Below are 16,581 nucleotides of genomic sequence, written 5' to 3' on the forward strand. Positions count from 1 at the left end.
GGGCAACGACCCCAAACGCCACTTTTAACAGAACACTGCCCACGACGCTCAACAATCAAACAGAGCGCGGTGCTGGTCTGTAAGGGAGATTATCCATGACATCCGATGTTCAGGGAAATCGACCGCTTAGCGAAGATGAACTGCAGGAACTGGTTGCCTCCTCGGATGCGGGTGCACGCAACCCGATCGGAGCTGTCGGGCTTTCCCTGGCAGTCATCGCTGTAAGCTGGTCTGTTTTCCAGGTCGTTCTGGCCTCACCTCTGGCAAATTACCTCTTGCCGGGGGCGGTCAACAACAATTCACGCCTGATCCATCTGGCCTTTGCCCTGATGCTGGGGTTCATGGCCTATCCGGCCATGGGCCGCGAAAGCCGCAATCTTGTGTCCTTTGCCTTTGGGCATCTGGGCACCGTCTTGGGGCTTGGGGCCTTTTGCGTCGCACTTATGGTGACGCTTTCGCCTGAAATTTCTATGGGGGCTGCGGTCACTGTTGGCGCAATCATTGCGCTGGCTCTGGTGGCGCCGACGTTTTTGAACGGCACCGGATTTGCCACTTCGCTGGAACGCATGGTGAGCGCAGGCGGCGTTTTTGCAGCCATATTTGTGCTGTCTTACAGTGGCTATGCCATCATTGGGCAATATGTACTGGGCGGATGGAGCGGCGCGTTGCAAATCGGAGCTGTAGTGCTTGCGATGGCAACGGCGGCTTTGGTTTTTCTTAGCTATCTGCGCCAATGGTCTGAACCTGAAACAGATTTCATTCCTGTTCAGGACTGGGCTCTGGCCGGCGCCGGTGTCTTTGTGGCGATCTACGGGTTCCTGAATTACCAAAAGATCGTTGATAGCGGTGGCCTGGCCGACAATATCGACAAATACTATGCTCTTGCGGGCCTGTTGATCCTGTTCGAGGCCGCCCGTCGTGCTCTTGGCCCGGCTATGGCGATTATCGCGACGATCTTTTTGGCCTATGTCTTTTTCGGATCTTCAGACTACGTACCCGAAGTGATCCGCTGGAAGGGCGCAAGCCTGAAAAAAGCGATGAGCCACATGTGGATCACCTCCGAAGGGGTCTTTGGTATCGCCCTTGGGGTATCAACCAAATTTGTGTTTCTTTTCGTGCTCTTCGGCGCGCTTCTTGATAAAGCTGGAGCAGGGAACTACTTCATCAAAATGGCCTTTGGCGCCCTCGGACACCTACGCGGTGGCCCGGCCAAGGCCGCGGTTGTCGGCTCAGCCGCCACTGGCCTGATCTCTGGTTCTTCCATCGCAAATGTGGTCACCACCGGTACCTTCACCATCCCGCTGATGAAGCGAGTCGGCTTTTCCTCGGAACAGGCCGGATCGGTCGAGGTGGCTTCATCCGTCAACGGGCAGATCATGCCGCCGGTGATGGGGGCTGCTGCCTTTCTCATGGTGGAATACGTCGGCATTTCCTACGTCGAAGTGATCACCCATGCCTTCCTGCCGGCTGCGATCTCTTACATCGCGCTGGTCTACATCGTGCATCTGGAGGCGGTGAAGCGGAACATGCCCACCCTGGGCAACCGCGAAGTGCACATGGCACGGACCATTCTGGGTATGGCCAGCTTCTTTGCTGTCTTTGCCGGGCTGTGCTACGGCACTCAATTTCCTGTCGATGCGGCCTATCGTTGGGTGCCGAGCTTTGCCGGCGTTTTGATGTTTGGTGCAGTTTTTCTGGTCTATATGTTGCTGGTGTCTTTGGCCGCCACAATCCCCGATCTGGAGCCTGACGACCCCAACGCAAAAGAGGTCGAACTGCCTGATATTTCTAAGATCTACAAAGCAGGCCTGCACTATCTTCTGCCGATCGTTGTTCTGGTTTATTTCCTGATGATCGAGCAGAAATCACCCGGTCTCTCTGCCTTTTGGGCGACGGCACTTCTGTTTGTAATCCTGCTGACACAAAAACCGCTCAAGGCAATGTTTCGCGGACAGAGCAATTTGGCCAACACCTTCTTTGAAGGGGTCGGGGATCTGTGGCAGGGCATGATTGACGGCTCGCGCAATATGATCGGTATTGCACTGGCCACGGCGACGGCTGGTGTGATCGTCGGGACCGTCACCCTGACCGGTGTTGGTCAGGTCATGGCGGACCTGGTGGAAAGCATGGCTTATGGTCTGACCTATCTAAGCGCATTGGGTGTGCATGCCATCAGCCCGGTCACGGATATGATCGGGATCACTAGCTTTGAAGGCACCGTTGCGGAACGCGCAGCAGACATGACCGGCACCATTCTGGTCTTTGTTCTTCTCTGTGTTGGTCTGCTGTCATTGGTTCTGGGCATGGGTTTGCCTACCACGGCCAATTACATCGTAGTCAGCTCGCTGATGGCAGGGGTCGTGGTGGAGCTGGGCGCGCAGTCCGGACTGATTGTGCCGCTGATCGCTGTGCATCTCTTTGTATTCTACTTCGGGATCATGGCGGATGTGACACCACCGGTTGGACTTGCCAGTTTTGCGGCCGCCGCCGTTTCTGGTGGTGACGCAATTCGCACTGGTTTTGTGGCCTTCTTTTATTCTTTGCGGACAGTGGCTTTGCCATTTGTCTTCATCTTCAACACAGACCTGTTGTTGATAGATGTGACCTGGGCGCAAGGCATATTGGTTGCCATATCAGCGACTATCGCCATCCTGGTCTTCACCGCAGGTACCATGGGGTACTTTGTCACCCGGAGTAAGCTCTATGAGAGCTTTCTTCTGGTCTTTGTCGCCTTTGCCCTGTTCCGACCAGATTTCTTCATGAACCGGATCATGCCACCCCATACTGAGGTCGCGCCAACTGAACTGGTGCAGGCACTTGGATCGGCTGAGGCGAGTCAACAGTTGAGGCTCACCATCGAGGGTCCTGACTTCGACACCGGTGAGATTGCCTCAACAACGCTGATTGTCGAAGCTATCGAAGGGTTGGATGGCGCAGCCCTGGCGGAAAAGGCCGGACTGATCCTGTTGCCCGAAGGAGAACAGATGAACCTGGATGCTCCGGGCTTTGGTACTCCGGCAGAGCGGGATCTTGGTAGCTTTGACTTCTACGGGGACGAGCCCGTCAAGGTCACGGCAGTCCTCGCACCTGCAGATCAGATGCCAAAGGAACTGATCTTCATTCCGGCGCTTTTGTTGCTGGCCTTGATCGCCCTGATGCAACGCGCAAGGGCCCGCACCGAAGGAGTACCCGCATGATTAAATCTGTTCTTTGCGCGCTCGAATTGAGCAACGAAGATGCCGACCGCATGGTTCTGGAACAGGCAGCGCGACTGGCTGATCTGGATAAGGCGCAGCTCGATGTGGTCAATGTCCTGCCTGATTTTGGCGAAAGCTGGGTCTCTGGCTTTTTCGAAAGCCACCATCACGACAAAGCTGTCGAAGACACCACGGCTCGGTTGAAAGAGCTCTGTGCCAAGGTCTTGGGGGCTGAACGTAATGTGGCAATCCGTCATGTGGTTGCGACCGGAACCGCCTATCAGGAGATCCTGGCGGTGGCATCAGCTGCCGGTACGGATCTGATTGTGATCGGTGCACATAAGCCGGACCTGAAGGACTACCTCTTGGGGCCAAACGCGGCCCGGGTGATCCGGCATTCTGAATGTTCGGTCTACGTCGTGCGCTAAACGGCATTCGAGACAATCACAACGCAGGGGCGCGCAGATGAATAATCTGCGCGCCCTTATTCGTATCCGGTCATCTCCAAATATCCGGTACCGGTATGGCTGCCTGAAACGGTGACAGGGCCTTCCCAATAGGCAAAGGATGTGTCCATCCAGCTTTGCGGGTTCAGGGCCTCTACAGTGACCGAAAGATCGCGATCAGCAAGCATCACCTGCCATTTGACTGGTATCCTGCGACCTTTGACCATTGCTGTCTCAACCGGCAGCGCCTGGAACGCGCCGGGCGTAAGCGCTGTCACAGCTCCATTAGCTGAAATCCAGGTGCCCGAGCGAAAATCAGGAGCATTGTTTCGCCCTCTTAGAATAAACCCCATCAGCTTGTCGCCACTATCAAAACGCAAGGAAAACCAATCCCATCCGCTTTGATCTTCAGACAAGGGCTGGCTCGACAATTCGCGATCCAACCATCCCATGCCCTCGACAGAAACGGGACCAGAGGGCAGGGTGAGCGTGCCGGTGATTTCATAGTCTGGCTGCGAATAGTAATAGCTGGCCTGCCCGCTGGCGGACTTTACCGAATAGCCATCGGCACCGTGCAGGACCAGGTCCGAGCTGGCTTTGCCAGAGAGGGCGTAGCCAAAATCTTCGGCTTTCGCCGAGACCTCAATGTTCTCAAGCTCAGGATCACCAGTCATCGACCAGTGGTCGATCCAGGCTTCAAAGGGATCAGTTTGCAGGCCCGCCTGACCAATGCCGCCACGCGCCAGCCTCTCGGCAGAAAAATGATCTCGGGCAGATGTCAGGGCAGCGTGCCCCATCCAAATCTGCGGGCTTTGCCAGCCGACGACATCTCCCGGTGCAAGTGCTGTACGAAACAGGGTCCATTGGATGCCGTAGACAGTGCCGGTTTCGTCTTTAAGGTTCGCCGTCAAGTACCACCATTCAATACGATAATCGGGATGGGCACCGTGATCCTTCGGAAATGAAAACCGATAGTCGGCTCGTGGCTCCAAAAACCCGTCAGCTCTTGTTCCAAGACCTGCAAACCCCTGTGCTGCGAGGTGCGAAGCCAGGGACATTGACAGCAAAACCACAGAGACAAGACACCCAATTCTAGCGATCATTAGAAAATACCTTCAAAAGGTCAGAGGGTTGCAGGCGGAACAGGCGCCAAGCAGAAATCAGTGCAGCGAGCCCCGCCGTAAGCAAGGCCATTGCAATAAGTCGCAGCCAGTCCAGTGGAAACAGATGCATCGGCAGACGCCAACCAAAGGCCTTGGCGTTGATCACATCAAGCAGGACCCAGGCAAGTAAAAGCCCCAAAGGCAGCGCGAGACAGGCGGTGAGCGCGGCTATCAGCAGGCTGCGCAACAGATCCAAGCCCGCCAGGGTTCTGCGGCTGACGCCCATTGCCCAGATCGGCGCCAATTGCGGAAGACGTTGGTTCCAGAGCGTCGCAAGGCTGGTAAGGATCGCAAATCCGGCCACCGCCAGTGTGAGAATATTCAAGGCTCCTGTAACGCGAAATGTCTGATCAAAAACAGCAAGGGAACGTGCCTTTACGCTAGTCTGATCTGTCAGGTTTTCTCTCGTTAATTCAGTCTCTTCCAGTATACGGTTGATCAGGTTCTGAACTTCGCTTGGCGGCAGGTGGAGGCCAAAACGTCGGTTTTCCACCTCCGGTGTATTTTGCAGCAACTGCGACATCGAGATGAGGACCTGCCCATGCGGGTTGCCATAGTCTGCGTATGTACCGGTGATTTTGACGGGCCAGCCGGACGGTAAATTCAATTGATCACCTGGACCAAGCCCCAAACGATAGGAAAGCTGCTCATTGATCAGCAGACCTGCTCCCTGAAAGACTGCGTCCCAAGCGCCATCTTGCGCTGAAATCATTGGCCAGTTGTTGCGATAGCTCGGATCGTCACGCAGGCCGTAGATTCGTATCTTGCCCCCCTGCAACGTCGTTTCATGGTACCGGATTGGCAGAATACGCAGGCCCGGCTGCTGGTTTTGCTCTTGTCGCAACCAGGCCTCCACAGCGCGGCCCTGTGCATCGTCTTCTGTGGTGATGTAGATCGCGGCAGAGAGGCGCTGATCCATCCAGCCGAGAAAGGTGAGGCGAAAGCTGGAAACCATTGTGCTGACGCCAATATTTGTGGCCAGAGCCAGAAGGAGAGCCATCAATGCAAGCGAAAGACCGGGGAGTTGTGCCGCAGTGTCCGCCCAAAGCCATTGGACAAGGGGACGGTGGCTGTACAGTTTGCCAAGACGGAGGGAAAAGTTCAGGAAAAATGGCAAAAACACCGCTGCTCCCAACATGAGACCCGCAAGGAAAACAAAGCCCCCGGTCAGGCTGTCCAGAATTTCTAGGGCGACAAAACCACAGAGGATCAGACCACAGCCCAGAAAGGCACCGGCCCGAAAGCTTCGGATCACTTTCTGGCCTCTGGCCTGTGTCGAAGGTAGTTGTAGAACCGGGAGTGTCCAAAGGGTGAAAAATGCCTGAGAGCTCGCAACAAAGGCTCCCAAAAAAGTCATTGCGAAGCCGGAAATGATCCAACTGGGCCGCAGGGACAGACCTGCCGTCACCGGCGCTCCGTATAGCCCGGACAGGGTGACGCTGACGCCTGGAAGCAGAGCCTGCGCAAGAAAGAAGCCTGCAATCAGACCTATGCAGGCTGCAATGAAAGTAATGAGAGTGATCTCAACCGCCAGAAGTGTGCAGAGCATCCGACGTGACACCCCGAGACAGCGCAGAGTGCGGAACTGGCCGCGTCGTTGTTCCAGAGCCAGTGAAATTGTTCCCTGCACGATGAAGAGACCCACAGCAAATGACAAAAAGCCAAAGGCAGTCAGGTTCAGATGAAAACTCTCGGTGAGTTTTGCCATCTCACCCCCCATTGGTGGGCCAGTACGATGTTGAATATGGTTCGGCAGACTGGCCAGATCCTGCGCGCCAGGCGGGCTCAAAAGGATCAGGCGGGACAGATCCTTCTGCCGGTTCAGAACCCGACTAGCGAAAGATACATCGGCAAGGGCCGTTCCGGGCGGCACACGTGTCGACAGTTGAACGGAAAAGGGCGTCTCTGCGCGCTGAATTTCCTTGGCTGTCTCAGGATGCAGTAACACCCGGCCTGGAGGTTGCAAGAACTGGACCAGGGCAGAAGATCCGGTTTTCGCAGAGGGTGAGCTTTCAGGTGAGGCGACCTCGGCGAGCGTGGCAGAAGGAGGGTTGAGGAAATCAAACCCAACCAAATCAATTTGTTGCCCTGCGATGTTCCATTCGCCCTGAACGACGGGAGACAGATCCCACCCCATGCGGCGCAGCGCGACATAGTCGCTGAGTTGCAACTGCTCGGAAGAGCCAGTGGTGGATGCCAAATAGCCATGTTGGTTTTGGACAAGCATTGCCTCGGCCCGCCCATAGCTGGCGCGAGCCTCGCTGTTAATTGCCTGAACCGCAGTCCAAAGCGCCGCAGCCAAAGCCAGTCCGGTCACCAAGGTAAACAATTGAAAGCGATGGCGTCGCCAGTGGGACAAAAGCGCGACCAACGCGGCGGATATCATGAAAGTTTCCCGCCGCTCAAATGGAGATGATTTTGCAACTTCGCGGCAATTGCGCGGGAATGGGTCACCAAAAACAGGCTGGTTTCGCAGTCGCGGATCAGGTCCAGCATCAGCTCAAGCACTGCATTGCTGCTGTCTTCGTCGAGGTTCCCAGTTGGTTCATCAGCCAGCAAAAGTTTGGGTTTCAAAGCCATAGCGCGGGCGATTGCTACACGTTGCTGTTGCCCACCTGACAGCTGTTCCGGGTATCTGTGGCCCAGTTCCGTTAGCCCCAGTCTTTGGGTTAGATGATCCTCCCAGGTGGTGTCTCGTCGTTTGGCCAATTTGGCATGAAGCGAAATATTTTCGGATACTGTGAGTGAAGGGATGATATTAAAGCTCTGAAAAACCAGTGAAACGGTAGATCTGCGGAGCGCCGCAGCTCCTGTTTCGTCAAGCTTGCTCAAGGCCTGGCCATCAACATAAATCTCGCCGCTGTCAAAGTTATCCAGAGCCGCAATGAGATGCAGGAGCGTACTTTTTCCGGAGCCACTTTCGCCTGTCAACGCCAGACTGGAAGCTGGTGCAAGCTGAAGAGAAATCTTGTTCAAAAGCGGCTTCCCGCAGGTGGTTCCAGGGTAGTTCTTGGTTAAGTCAGTGATCTTTAACACCACATCTTTTCCCTTTCTTCTTTCAGCCAGATCACAGATACAGCCTCAAAAAACCGGCTTTGGGCCATTCAACACCTGTCACTGTACAACTGTCCAGAACTGCGGTTCTAGGAAAGTGTTCTGAACACTGATACCAACTGCCACAAGACGGATGGCACCGCAGATTTGCCTAGCTGTTTGCTGGAGCTTTCGAACACAGCGGAGAAACCAGGATGACCATGCTGCAACAATTGTTTTGGGGTTCCGGCTTTTTGTGCCTGTGCCTGGTGATCGAAACGGTCGTTCTGGTCTTTTGCGCCGATGCTCTTCGCCGGTATGCCAAGAGATTTGGACTGCAGACAACGCCGATGCGACGAGGTGGTTTTCTTTTGATCGCTATTGGTTACATTCTGTTTTGCCACACTCTTCAGGTTTGGATTTGGGCAGCTTCCTTTGTATGGATGGGGGCAATCGGAGATTGGAATACAGCGGCGTATTTCTCGATCGTTACTTACACCACACTGGGCTATGGAGACATCGTTCTGGGGAACGCCTCCCGTATTTTTGGCGCCTTTGTCTCGATCAACGGTCTGTTGGGATTTGGCATCAGCACGGCATTTCTAGTGGGGTCGATGTCTGATTTTTTCAAGTCATCAAAGGATGTTGAACAGAGACGTTAAAGAACCGGAGACAACAATCGAACCAGGGGTGCCAAAAGGCGGATACTCCAGTTCTGTTGATCCAGATCCTTGGTCAACAATGAAGACTGATCAAAATCCTTTTGCAAGATGTCTGACAGCTCTTTTGCCGCTGTGGCATCAAACAGCAAAGCCATGGTTTCAAAGTTGAGACGAAAGGAGCGGTTGTCGAGATTAGCCGTGCCAATTGCGGCGAGCTGGTCGTCGACCACAAAGGACTTTTGGTGCATGAACCCGGCAGAGTAGTTGTAGATTTTCACGCCTGCCTGCCGCAAATCGTCGTAAAAGGAAAACGCAGCCAGCCAGGGCAGATAATGGTCAAAGTTTCCCGGCAAAAGGATCCGAACATCCACACCGCGTAATGCTGCAAGTTTCAGCGCTGCGACCACGTCCAGATCGGGAACAAAATAGGGAGATGCTATCCAGATCCGACTGTTAGCCGCTGAAATAGCAGAAAAAAACAGCATTGATCCGTTTTCTGTCAAATCCCCCGGACCGGTAGGAACTACCAGCCCAATTCTATTGCTTTCTCTGGGTTCCGGCTGCCATTCAAGAAATTCCATCAAGGGCTCATCCGTCAACCACTGCCAATCTTCAGCATAGGAAAGCTGTAATTGCTGCACCATTGGGCCAGTCAGTTGCAGCTGAGTATCACGCCAGTGTCCGAACCGGGAATCCAGACCAAGGTATTCATTGCCGACGTTCAAACCTCCAGTAAACCCGATGCGGCCATCAACTATCAGGGTTTTGCGATGGTTGCGAAAATTGATGTGGAACCTGTGTTTCGGTCCACGGCTGGTGGCTGGCTCCACCACGTTGATTGCGGCCTGCTCCAGGGACTGTAGATAGGCGCGTGAAAGACTGTGGCTGCCGACATTGTCATACATGAACCAGACGCTCGCACCGCGCTGTGCGGCAGCAATCAGATGATCGCGCAATTTTTGTCCCAATTCATCGTCTCGAATGGTGTAAAACTGTACTAGGACGTAGTGAACAGCACGATCAATTGCGCCAAACATGGCGCGAAAGCTATCGTCGCCATCTACGAGAATTTTGAAATCATTTCCGGTGCACAGGCTTAACCCTGAAACAGCTTCGAAGGGAGCAGGGTTGATGTCCAGACATGCAGCGTCGCAATGGGTTTCCGGAGACAGATCGGGATAGTCGTGAACAACCTCGTGAATGTCCTGTCGAATGCTGTGGTAATCTTTGAACCGATAGTGACCAAATACAAGATAAGCTGGAAGTGCTGTCAGTGGCGCGGCCAGCAAAAAGACCACCCAGCCGATCGCCCCTTGTGGGGTGCGCGAAGTCCTGGCCGCGCTGAGCGCACCAAGCACGGCGAGCGTCCACATTACAAAGACCGCAAGTGTGCTGATAGCAACCCAAAACATGTCATGTCCTTCTTGCTGCGGTCGACTGCCCGTTTGAAAACAACTATGGCGCTGCTTGTTCAAAGATACCAGAAGCCTTGACCATGCCCAAATGTAGCTGCATTGCCTGATCTTGCGATAATGGCTGTTTCGAGCAAGCCTGAACTGGAATCAGAGGGACCTTGAGGGCTGGTGTTTCAGCTTTGTCTGTGGGACGTTACGACCATGCTGAAGGTTCCTACTATCAAGAGTTGGCCGCTTGCGTTTTGGCAGGCTGTAAAAAGATTTGACGCCAAAAATGGCTGGGTGATGAGCAGCCATATCGCCATGTCCATGATGCTTGCATTGTTTCCCTTTGTACTGTTCACGGTGGCTCTGACTGGGGCTGTCGCCAACATCCTTTCTCAAGATGTCGCCTTGGATGATTTGATTGAATTGGTGTTTGGCGCCTGGCCCGAAGCGGTATCCAAGCCCATTCTAACAGAGCTTTACGCGGTGCTGCAGACATCGGGAACCGGGCTGATGACTTTCGGGGGTGTTCTGGCTTTGTATTTTGCCTCCAATGGTGTGAATGCAGTGCGTGTGGCCATGGTCCAGGCCTATCATGACAGGGACGCGCGTCCGTTTTGGCTGTCGCGCCTGCTCTGTCTCGGGTTGGTTATCCTTGGCGGTATCGGTATTTTGGCGGCCGCTTTGTTTGAGATTATCCTTCCGCTCTATGTCCAACACCTGGCAGAGTTTTTTCCTACGTTTCCGGTGTCACCACACTGGCAAAGGGGGATAAACGGAATTCTGGTGGCAGTTCTTCCGCTGATTGCGGTTCTCTTGTGCCACGCAATTTTACCCGGCAGAATTCACCGGTTTAGTCACATTTTACCGGGGGCCCTTCTGACCGTCACCCTTTGGTGGCTGGCAGGGATTGGCTTTGCCTTCTATGTTGGCTCGGTAGCGCAATATTCTGCGACTTACGCCGGATTGGCCGGCGCTATGGCGGCAATGATCTTTCTCTATGTCAATGCTGTGATCTTGATCCTTGGAGCAGAGTTCAATGGTGTTCTGATCGATATGGCCGAAGATAGCAGCCCTGACGCGCGTCTTTCGAACCCGGACGACTGAAAAGCTTTGCTGAGATGATCTGACTTAGCCGATAGTGCTCAGCTGTTTCCATTTTGGAAACAATAGGGCGATTTCGCCACAATTCGGTCATTGAGCTGGCGCAATCCGGCAATATTCAGCCTTCATAAACGGGATGACGATGGTAACGCCATCCAAAACTGGAAGGGAAAGCACTATGCTGAAACTGGGTAAAAGCCTACGTCAAAACATAATTTTGGACTTTATCCAAAGAAGCTCTGATCTTTCGGGGGTAAACCTGAAGGATACCAAGTTCTCTGGCTTCACTTTTCCAGGCCATGTGTCGCGCAACCTACGTGTTTCGCGCCAAAGCGAAGGTGAGGGCGCCGAGGTTTTGCATCTGCGTGATTTGGCAATGCAATCTTTGCAGGGGAGACACAAACCAGCGCTGCACTAGTTTAAAAGGCGCAGGTCACCAGCAGTGATCGCCGTGGGCACCTGATCAGCAAGATGGCAGTTGAGGCAACAGGCGGGGTGAGGAAACGGGCTCGCCTAGGAAACGGGCAGGGGATCTACCCCCTGAACCCCTGGGCAACAACAAACTTCTCAGAACTGTCTGACCGCGAAGAGGGCGGCTTTACGTTCGCTACCTTGGTGAATTTCTGCTTCAGCAGCTTTTGCAGCTCTCCCTCGGCACCGCCGGCAAGAACCTTGGCGACAAAGGTGCCGCCCTGTTCTAACACATCAAAGGCAAAATAGGCAGCCGCTTCGCAAAGCGACATGATTTTCAGGTGGTCGGTCTGTTTGTGCCCTGAACTGGAGGCAGCCATGTCTGACATCACCACATCCGCCTTGCCACCCAGCCATTCCTTGACCTGATCATCAGCCCCTTCATCCATGAAGTCGAGCTGATGGAATTCGGCACCGGCCAGCGGCTCGACCTCTTGCAGGTCAACACCAATAATGCGCCCCTGAGCCTTGCCCTGCTTTTCGCCCATAGCATTGATGCGCTTCACTGCAACCTGAGCCCAGCCACCTGGGGCACAGCCAAGGTCGACTATCCGCGCACCTGGCACAAGGAAACGATATTTATCGTCTACTTCCATGATCTTGTAGGCCGCTCTTCCGCGATAGCCTTCGGCCTGAGCGCGGCGCACATAGGGATCGTTCAGCTGTCGCTGCAACCAGCGGGTCGAGCTGAGGCGGCGACCGCGAGCGGTCTTGACCTTGACCTTCAGATCCCGCTGGCCACGGCCAGAAGTGTTTTTGCCAGTTGGTGTTTTTGCCATCGTCTTCACCGTTTTCGCCACTGCCAAACAAATGCTGGCCCCGGGCGGGAAATTAAAATCTGCGCGCCTCAGAAAGGCCCGTCTTCGAGAACGCCATCAGCGCCCATTTGTGCATAAAGCAGCCCTTCACGCAGACCCCGATCTGCAACAGACAACCGATCAGTTGGCCAGCAGCGCAACAATGCCTGCAAAATTGCAGAACCTGACATGATCAACGCCTGTCGATCTTCGCCGATGCGCGGATCCCGGCGTCGCCCCTGCGGGCCGAGCTCAAGATAGCCCCGGATCACCTTGTCGATCTGATCGCTGGTCATCCGCAGCCCGTCAACCTTGGTGCGATCGTAGCGCTTTAACCCAAGATGCGAGGCAGCAACAGTGGTCACCGTACCTGAAGTGCCAACAATCTGAAACCCGGCGCGCATCTGCTCATCCTTATAGGGAGCAAAATCAGCCAGATGTTCCTCAAAAAACCAGCTCATCAGCGCAAAACGGGCGGAATCGTCTTCAACGTCATTGAATTGATCGCGCAGCGTCGCAACGCCCAGCGGAACCGAAATCCAATCCACCACCTTAGCCGCTGGAAAGGGGCTTTCGGGGGGATGGAACCCGGCATGCAGGCGCATGATGGCCGAGGGTCGATCGCGGCGCGGCACCGATGACAGATCAATCCAGACCAGTTCGGTCGACCCGCCGCCGATATCAACAACCAGCAGCTGTTCGGTATTGGTCGAAACCAGAGGCGCACAGGAGATCACCGCCAGGCGGGCTTCTTCCTCAGGCTGGATAATTTCCAGCGTCAGACCGGTTTCGCGCTTGACCTGACGGATAAACTCGCGGGAATTTTTGGCGCGGCGACAGGCCTCGGTGGTGACCAGGCGCATGCGTTTCACGCGGTTTCGTTTAAGTTTTTGCTGACAGATCCGCAGCGCCTGAATGGTGCGCGCCATGGACGAGCGCGACAAACGGCCCGTGCGTTCCAGACCGGTCCCCAGTTGGACCGACTTGGAAAAGCTATCCACCACATGAAAACCGCTGCCCTTTGGTTGGGCAATCAGCATGCGGCAACTATTTGTGCCAAGATCCAGCGCAGCATAAAGCGCATCCGGATCCGGACGGGCTGGTACAGGGGTTTCAACCGCCTTGGGAAACGCGCCCGCACCTTTGGAACGCCTGGGCGCCATGATTCACGCCCTCCGATTATCGTGTTATCATATAGAATATGGACGCAATCGATGCGGCGCAAGGGGACTTGGTCGCTTCAGGTATGTTGGCAGCTACTGAAAGCCAATACAAACGCCCCAATGCGCGGCAGTTTTCGAAGCTGTTGTACCAAACTCATAAGCTTGATGAGTATTATGGGGACGCGTTGCTGTGGCCAGCTCGGCTTCGGGTTAGTATTCACGACCTGCAAAAACGTCGCTCAAAACCCAAACGGTGTCGAAATCCGGCGTACTCCGCCGCAAAGGACGCTCTAGAACACAAATATTCAGAGGTCTTAGGAGGACTGGCTATGGCGGATGTCACTATTGTCTATTGGCGCGATATTCCTGCGCAGGTGATCGTAGGCAAGGGGCGTCGCGGCGCCAAACGTCAGCTGGAAGAGCGGTTTGAGCAAGCGATCGACCGTGCAGCGATGAAGGTGAATGCCAAAGATGCCGATGCCTATCTGGCAGAATGGCGCAAAGCTGCCCCCTATGCGGTGGAAGGAGACGCGGCCGACGTCGTCGAATCCGAAGCCAAACGTCTGGAAGCGGAATACGACCAGGACCGCCTCAAGACCCTGATTGCAAATGACGGATGGGCGTGAGCCTAACACCAGTATGGGAGGCCGTGATGGCTTTGTTGAACTTCAAAAAGCGTGACGCAACTGCGCCGCAACCCGTCAACCCGCAGGTCGAGGCCTTGTTGCAGGGCTATTCGATTGAGGTGATGCCTCGCACCGCAGCCAAGGTCGAAAACTTTGCCGATCTGTTGCCTGCAGGCACCCGCGTTTACATCGCCCATATCGAGGGCACCCCGATCGAAGAAATGGTCGAGACTGCCAAGCGGCTGAATACCGAAGGCTTTCCGGTGATGCCGCATTTCCCGGCGCGCATCATCAAGGACGAGGCTACGCTGGCCGACTGGATAGCCCGCTATCAGGGCGAGGCCGACGTCAAGCAAGCATTGTTGCTGGCCGGTGGCGTTGACAAACCCCATGGAGATTTCCATTCTTCGATGCAGCTGCTGGAAAGCGGGCTGTTCGACAAGGCCGGTTTTGAAAACCTGCACGTGGCGGGCCACCCTGAAGGCAACAAGGACATCGACACGGACGGATCGACCAAGAACGTTGATGAAGCCCTTCAGTGGAAACAGAAATTCTCTGAGCGCACCGACGCAAAAATGGCGCTGGCGACACAGTTTGCCTTTGAGGCCAAGCCAATCATCGCCTGGGCAGACAGCCTGAAAGACGCAGGTATCGATATCCCGGTTCACATCGGTATAGCTGGCCCTGCCAAGCTACAGACCCTGATCAAATTCGCCATCGCCTGCGGTGTTGGCCCGTCTCTGAAGGTGCTGCAGAAACGGGCTATGGATGTCTCCAAGCTGTTGCTGCCCTATGAGCCAACTGATGTTCTGGCAGAACTGGCCGCACACAAGGCTGCGAACCCCGATTTCAACATCACCAATGTTCACTTCTTCCCGCTTGGCGGCATCAAGACCAACGCCACATGGGCCATCAACAACGGCGGCGCATCTGCGCAGCCCGTCAACTCCCAAGGATAGATAATGACCCGTACAGTCGTAGAATCAAAAACAAAAACCGCTGTCATGGGCTTTGATGAGCCGTTCTGCGTCATCGGTGAACGTATCAACCCTACAGGGCGCAAGAAACTCGCCGCAGAACTCGAAGCCGGCGACTTTTCGACCGTTGAGAAAGATGCTGTTGCCCAGGTTCTCGCCGGGGCAACAGTGCTCGATATCAACGCGGGCGTTGTTTACAACTCTAACCCGAACCCAAACGAGACCGAGCCACCCTTGATGAAAAAGATCGTCGAGCTGGTTCAGGGGCTGGTGGATGTACCACTGTGTATCGACTCTTCGGTGCCTGGTGCGCTCGAAGCGGGGCTCGAGGTTTGCGAAGGTCGTCCATTGCTTAACTCGGTCACCGGCGAAGAAGAGCGTCTGGAGCAGATTCTGCCGCTGGTCAAGAAATACAACGTGCCGGTTGTGGCGATTTCCAATGACGACACGGGTATTTCCGAAGACCCTGATGTGCGGTTTGAAGTCGCGAAGAAGATCGTCCAGCGCGCGGCAGATTTTGGTATTCCGGCCCATGATATCGTGGTTGACCCGCTGGTGATGCCAGTTGGCGCCATGGGCACGGCTGGCCTGCAGGTCTTTGCACTGGTGCGTCGCCTGCGTGAGGAACTGGGCGTCAACACCACTTGCGGTGCATCCAACATCTCCTTTGGTCTGCCGAACCGACACGGTATCAACAACGCCTTTTTGCCAATGGCGATGGGCGCGGGCATGACTTCCGCGATCATGAACCCAGTGGGCCTGCCGGTCACCCAAAAGGCGCTGGCCGCCAAGAAAGAAGAAGTGGCTGCAGCCGGTATCATTCTGCCCGAAGGCATGGACGATGAGACATTTGTCACCATGTTCGGGCTTGGCTCGATGAAGCCTCGTGCCGGCAAGGAGATGGAGGCCATTCGTGCCGCCAATTTCCTCACCAACAACGACCCGCACGGTGGTGAGTGGATCAAGTTCAACAAAGCCCCTGCCAAAGAAGGCGAAGAGGGCCGTGGTCGCGGTGGCCGCAGCGGTGGCCGTCGTCGCCGCGCCTAGATTTTTCAAAAACTAGAAGAAAGGCCGGGTCCGCCCGGTCTTTTTTGTTTTTTGGACTCTTCTTGAGATGCTTCAAAAGCAAGGGCGACAGGAACAGAGTGCAGTTCAATCAGGATTTCGGAAGGGTTCTTTCCGGTCCCGCTGTCGGTTTATCGGTCTGTCCACTTCTAGTATAAAGCTTTGATCTGGTGCGCTATTTTGTGATCGAAAACCATTGTGGCGCCTGGCGTGATGCCCGGCGAAACCTGAAATTGATCCTGCTTCTGATCGAAAGTTGACCCTAGAAGTCACGAACTCTTGAGCGAGAAAAATCCACTTAACCCGATGCTGTTTATAAATTCAACAAATCTGCAGGGGGATAATGGCGGAGAGACAGGGATTCGAACCCTGGGTCCCCGTGAAGGGACAACGGTTTTCGAGACCGCCCCGTTCGACCACTCCGGCACCTCTCCGCGGGGGTCTGGTGGAGGAGCGTTTAAGGATGAAACCGGCCGG

The 16,581-nt window shown here is 54.9% G+C and carries 14 protein-coding genes and 1 tRNA gene; 8 read left to right on the forward strand and 7 right to left on the reverse strand.

All coding sequences use genetic code 11. The annotated features are described in order from the left end of the window. Positions 1-95 precede the first annotated feature (95 nt). Both PH5382_RS12660 and PH5382_RS12665 read left to right on the forward strand, forming a co-directional pair. Positions 96-3,197, forward strand: coding sequence for a TRAP transporter permease (locus PH5382_RS12660; protein WP_058334760.1), 3,102 nt, complete (start codon positions 96-98; stop codon positions 3,195-3,197). Further along, entirely contained in the window at positions 3,194-3,625 is a 432-nt protein-coding gene (locus PH5382_RS12665) for a universal stress protein (RefSeq protein WP_058334761.1), read from the forward strand. Before PH5382_RS12660 ends, PH5382_RS12665 begins: the two co-directional genes overlap by 4 nt. Positions 3,626-3,681: 56 nt before the next feature. On the opposite strand, the gene PH5382_RS12670 is transcribed toward PH5382_RS12665, so the two are convergent. The 3 genes from PH5382_RS12670 to PH5382_RS12680 are packed head-to-tail and all read right to left on the reverse strand — an operon-like array spanning position 3,682 to position 7,845. After that, the gene (locus PH5382_RS12670) at positions 3,682-4,746 is read right to left on the reverse strand and encodes a lipocalin-like domain-containing protein (protein WP_058334762.1); all 1,065 of its coding nucleotides are present in this window, start codon (positions 4,744-4,746) and stop codon (positions 3,682-3,684) included. Then, a complete protein-coding gene (locus tag PH5382_RS12675; RefSeq protein WP_058334763.1) occupies positions 4,736-7,192 on the reverse strand; it encodes an FtsX-like permease family protein in 2,457 nt (818 codons plus the stop codon). Before PH5382_RS12675 ends, PH5382_RS12670 begins: the two co-directional genes overlap by 11 nt. Beyond that, positions 7,189-7,845, reverse strand: coding sequence for an ABC transporter ATP-binding protein (locus PH5382_RS12680; RefSeq protein ID WP_058334764.1), 657 nt, complete (start codon positions 7,843-7,845; stop codon positions 7,189-7,191). Before PH5382_RS12680 ends, PH5382_RS12675 begins: the two co-directional genes overlap by 4 nt. A gap of 209 nt (positions 7,846-8,054) precedes the next feature. Between PH5382_RS12680 and PH5382_RS12685 the strand changes: the two genes are divergently transcribed. After that, the gene (locus PH5382_RS12685) at positions 8,055-8,501 is read left to right on the forward strand and encodes an ion channel (RefSeq protein WP_058334765.1); all 447 of its coding nucleotides are present in this window, start codon (positions 8,055-8,057) and stop codon (positions 8,499-8,501) included. On the opposite strand, the gene cls is transcribed toward PH5382_RS12685, so the two are convergent. Beyond that, on the reverse strand, positions 8,498-9,913 hold the full coding sequence (gene cls, locus PH5382_RS12690; RefSeq protein WP_058334766.1) for a cardiolipin synthase: 1,416 nt from the start codon (positions 9,911-9,913) through the stop codon (positions 8,498-8,500). The genes PH5382_RS12685 and cls overlap by 4 nt on opposite strands. Positions 9,914-10,117: 204 nt before the next feature. Here cls and PH5382_RS12695 point away from each other — a divergent pair, with 204 nt between their 5' ends. Then, entirely contained in the window at positions 10,118-11,008 is an 891-nt protein-coding gene (locus tag PH5382_RS12695) for a YihY/virulence factor BrkB family protein (protein WP_058334767.1), read from the forward strand. A gap of 175 nt (positions 11,009-11,183) precedes the next feature. Beyond that, on the forward strand, positions 11,184-11,423 hold the full coding sequence (locus PH5382_RS12700) for a hypothetical protein (protein WP_058334768.1): 240 nt from the start codon (positions 11,184-11,186) through the stop codon (positions 11,421-11,423). A gap of 115 nt (positions 11,424-11,538) precedes the next feature. Here PH5382_RS12700 and PH5382_RS12705 read toward each other — a convergent pair whose 3' ends face one another. Further along, a complete protein-coding gene (locus tag PH5382_RS12705) occupies positions 11,539-12,255 on the reverse strand; it encodes an RlmE family RNA methyltransferase (protein ID WP_058334769.1) in 717 nt (238 codons plus the stop codon). Positions 12,256-12,323: 68 nt separating this feature from the next. Then, positions 12,324-13,436, reverse strand: a complete 1,113-nt coding sequence (locus tag PH5382_RS12710; protein ID WP_058334770.1) for a Ppx/GppA phosphatase family protein — start codon at positions 13,434-13,436, stop codon at positions 12,324-12,326. Positions 13,437-13,765: 329 nt separating this feature from the next. Between PH5382_RS12710 and PH5382_RS12715 the strand changes: the two genes are divergently transcribed. Genes PH5382_RS12715 through PH5382_RS12725 form a run of 3 tightly spaced genes read left to right on the forward strand, consistent with a single transcriptional unit; the run spans position 13,766 to position 16,086 of the window. After that, a complete protein-coding gene (locus PH5382_RS12715; protein ID WP_058334771.1) occupies positions 13,766-14,062 on the forward strand; it encodes a virulence factor in 297 nt (98 codons plus the stop codon). 26 nt (positions 14,063-14,088) lie between these two features. Then, the gene (locus tag PH5382_RS12720) at positions 14,089-15,021 is read left to right on the forward strand and encodes a methylenetetrahydrofolate reductase (RefSeq protein ID WP_058334772.1); all 933 of its coding nucleotides are present in this window, start codon (positions 14,089-14,091) and stop codon (positions 15,019-15,021) included. A gap of 3 nt (positions 15,022-15,024) precedes the next feature. Beyond that, a complete protein-coding gene (locus PH5382_RS12725; protein ID WP_058334773.1) occupies positions 15,025-16,086 on the forward strand; it encodes a methyltetrahydrofolate cobalamin methyltransferase in 1,062 nt (353 codons plus the stop codon). 362 nt (positions 16,087-16,448) lie between these two features. Here the strand turns inward: PH5382_RS12725 and PH5382_RS12730 are convergent. Further along, positions 16,449-16,538: transfer RNA gene (locus PH5382_RS12730), tRNA-Ser, on the reverse strand. Positions 16,539-16,581: the final 43 nt, after the last annotated feature.

Source organism: Phaeobacter sp. CECT 5382, from assembly GCF_001457775.1.
GTDB lineage: Bacteria > Pseudomonadota > Alphaproteobacteria > Rhodobacterales > Rhodobacteraceae > Pseudophaeobacter.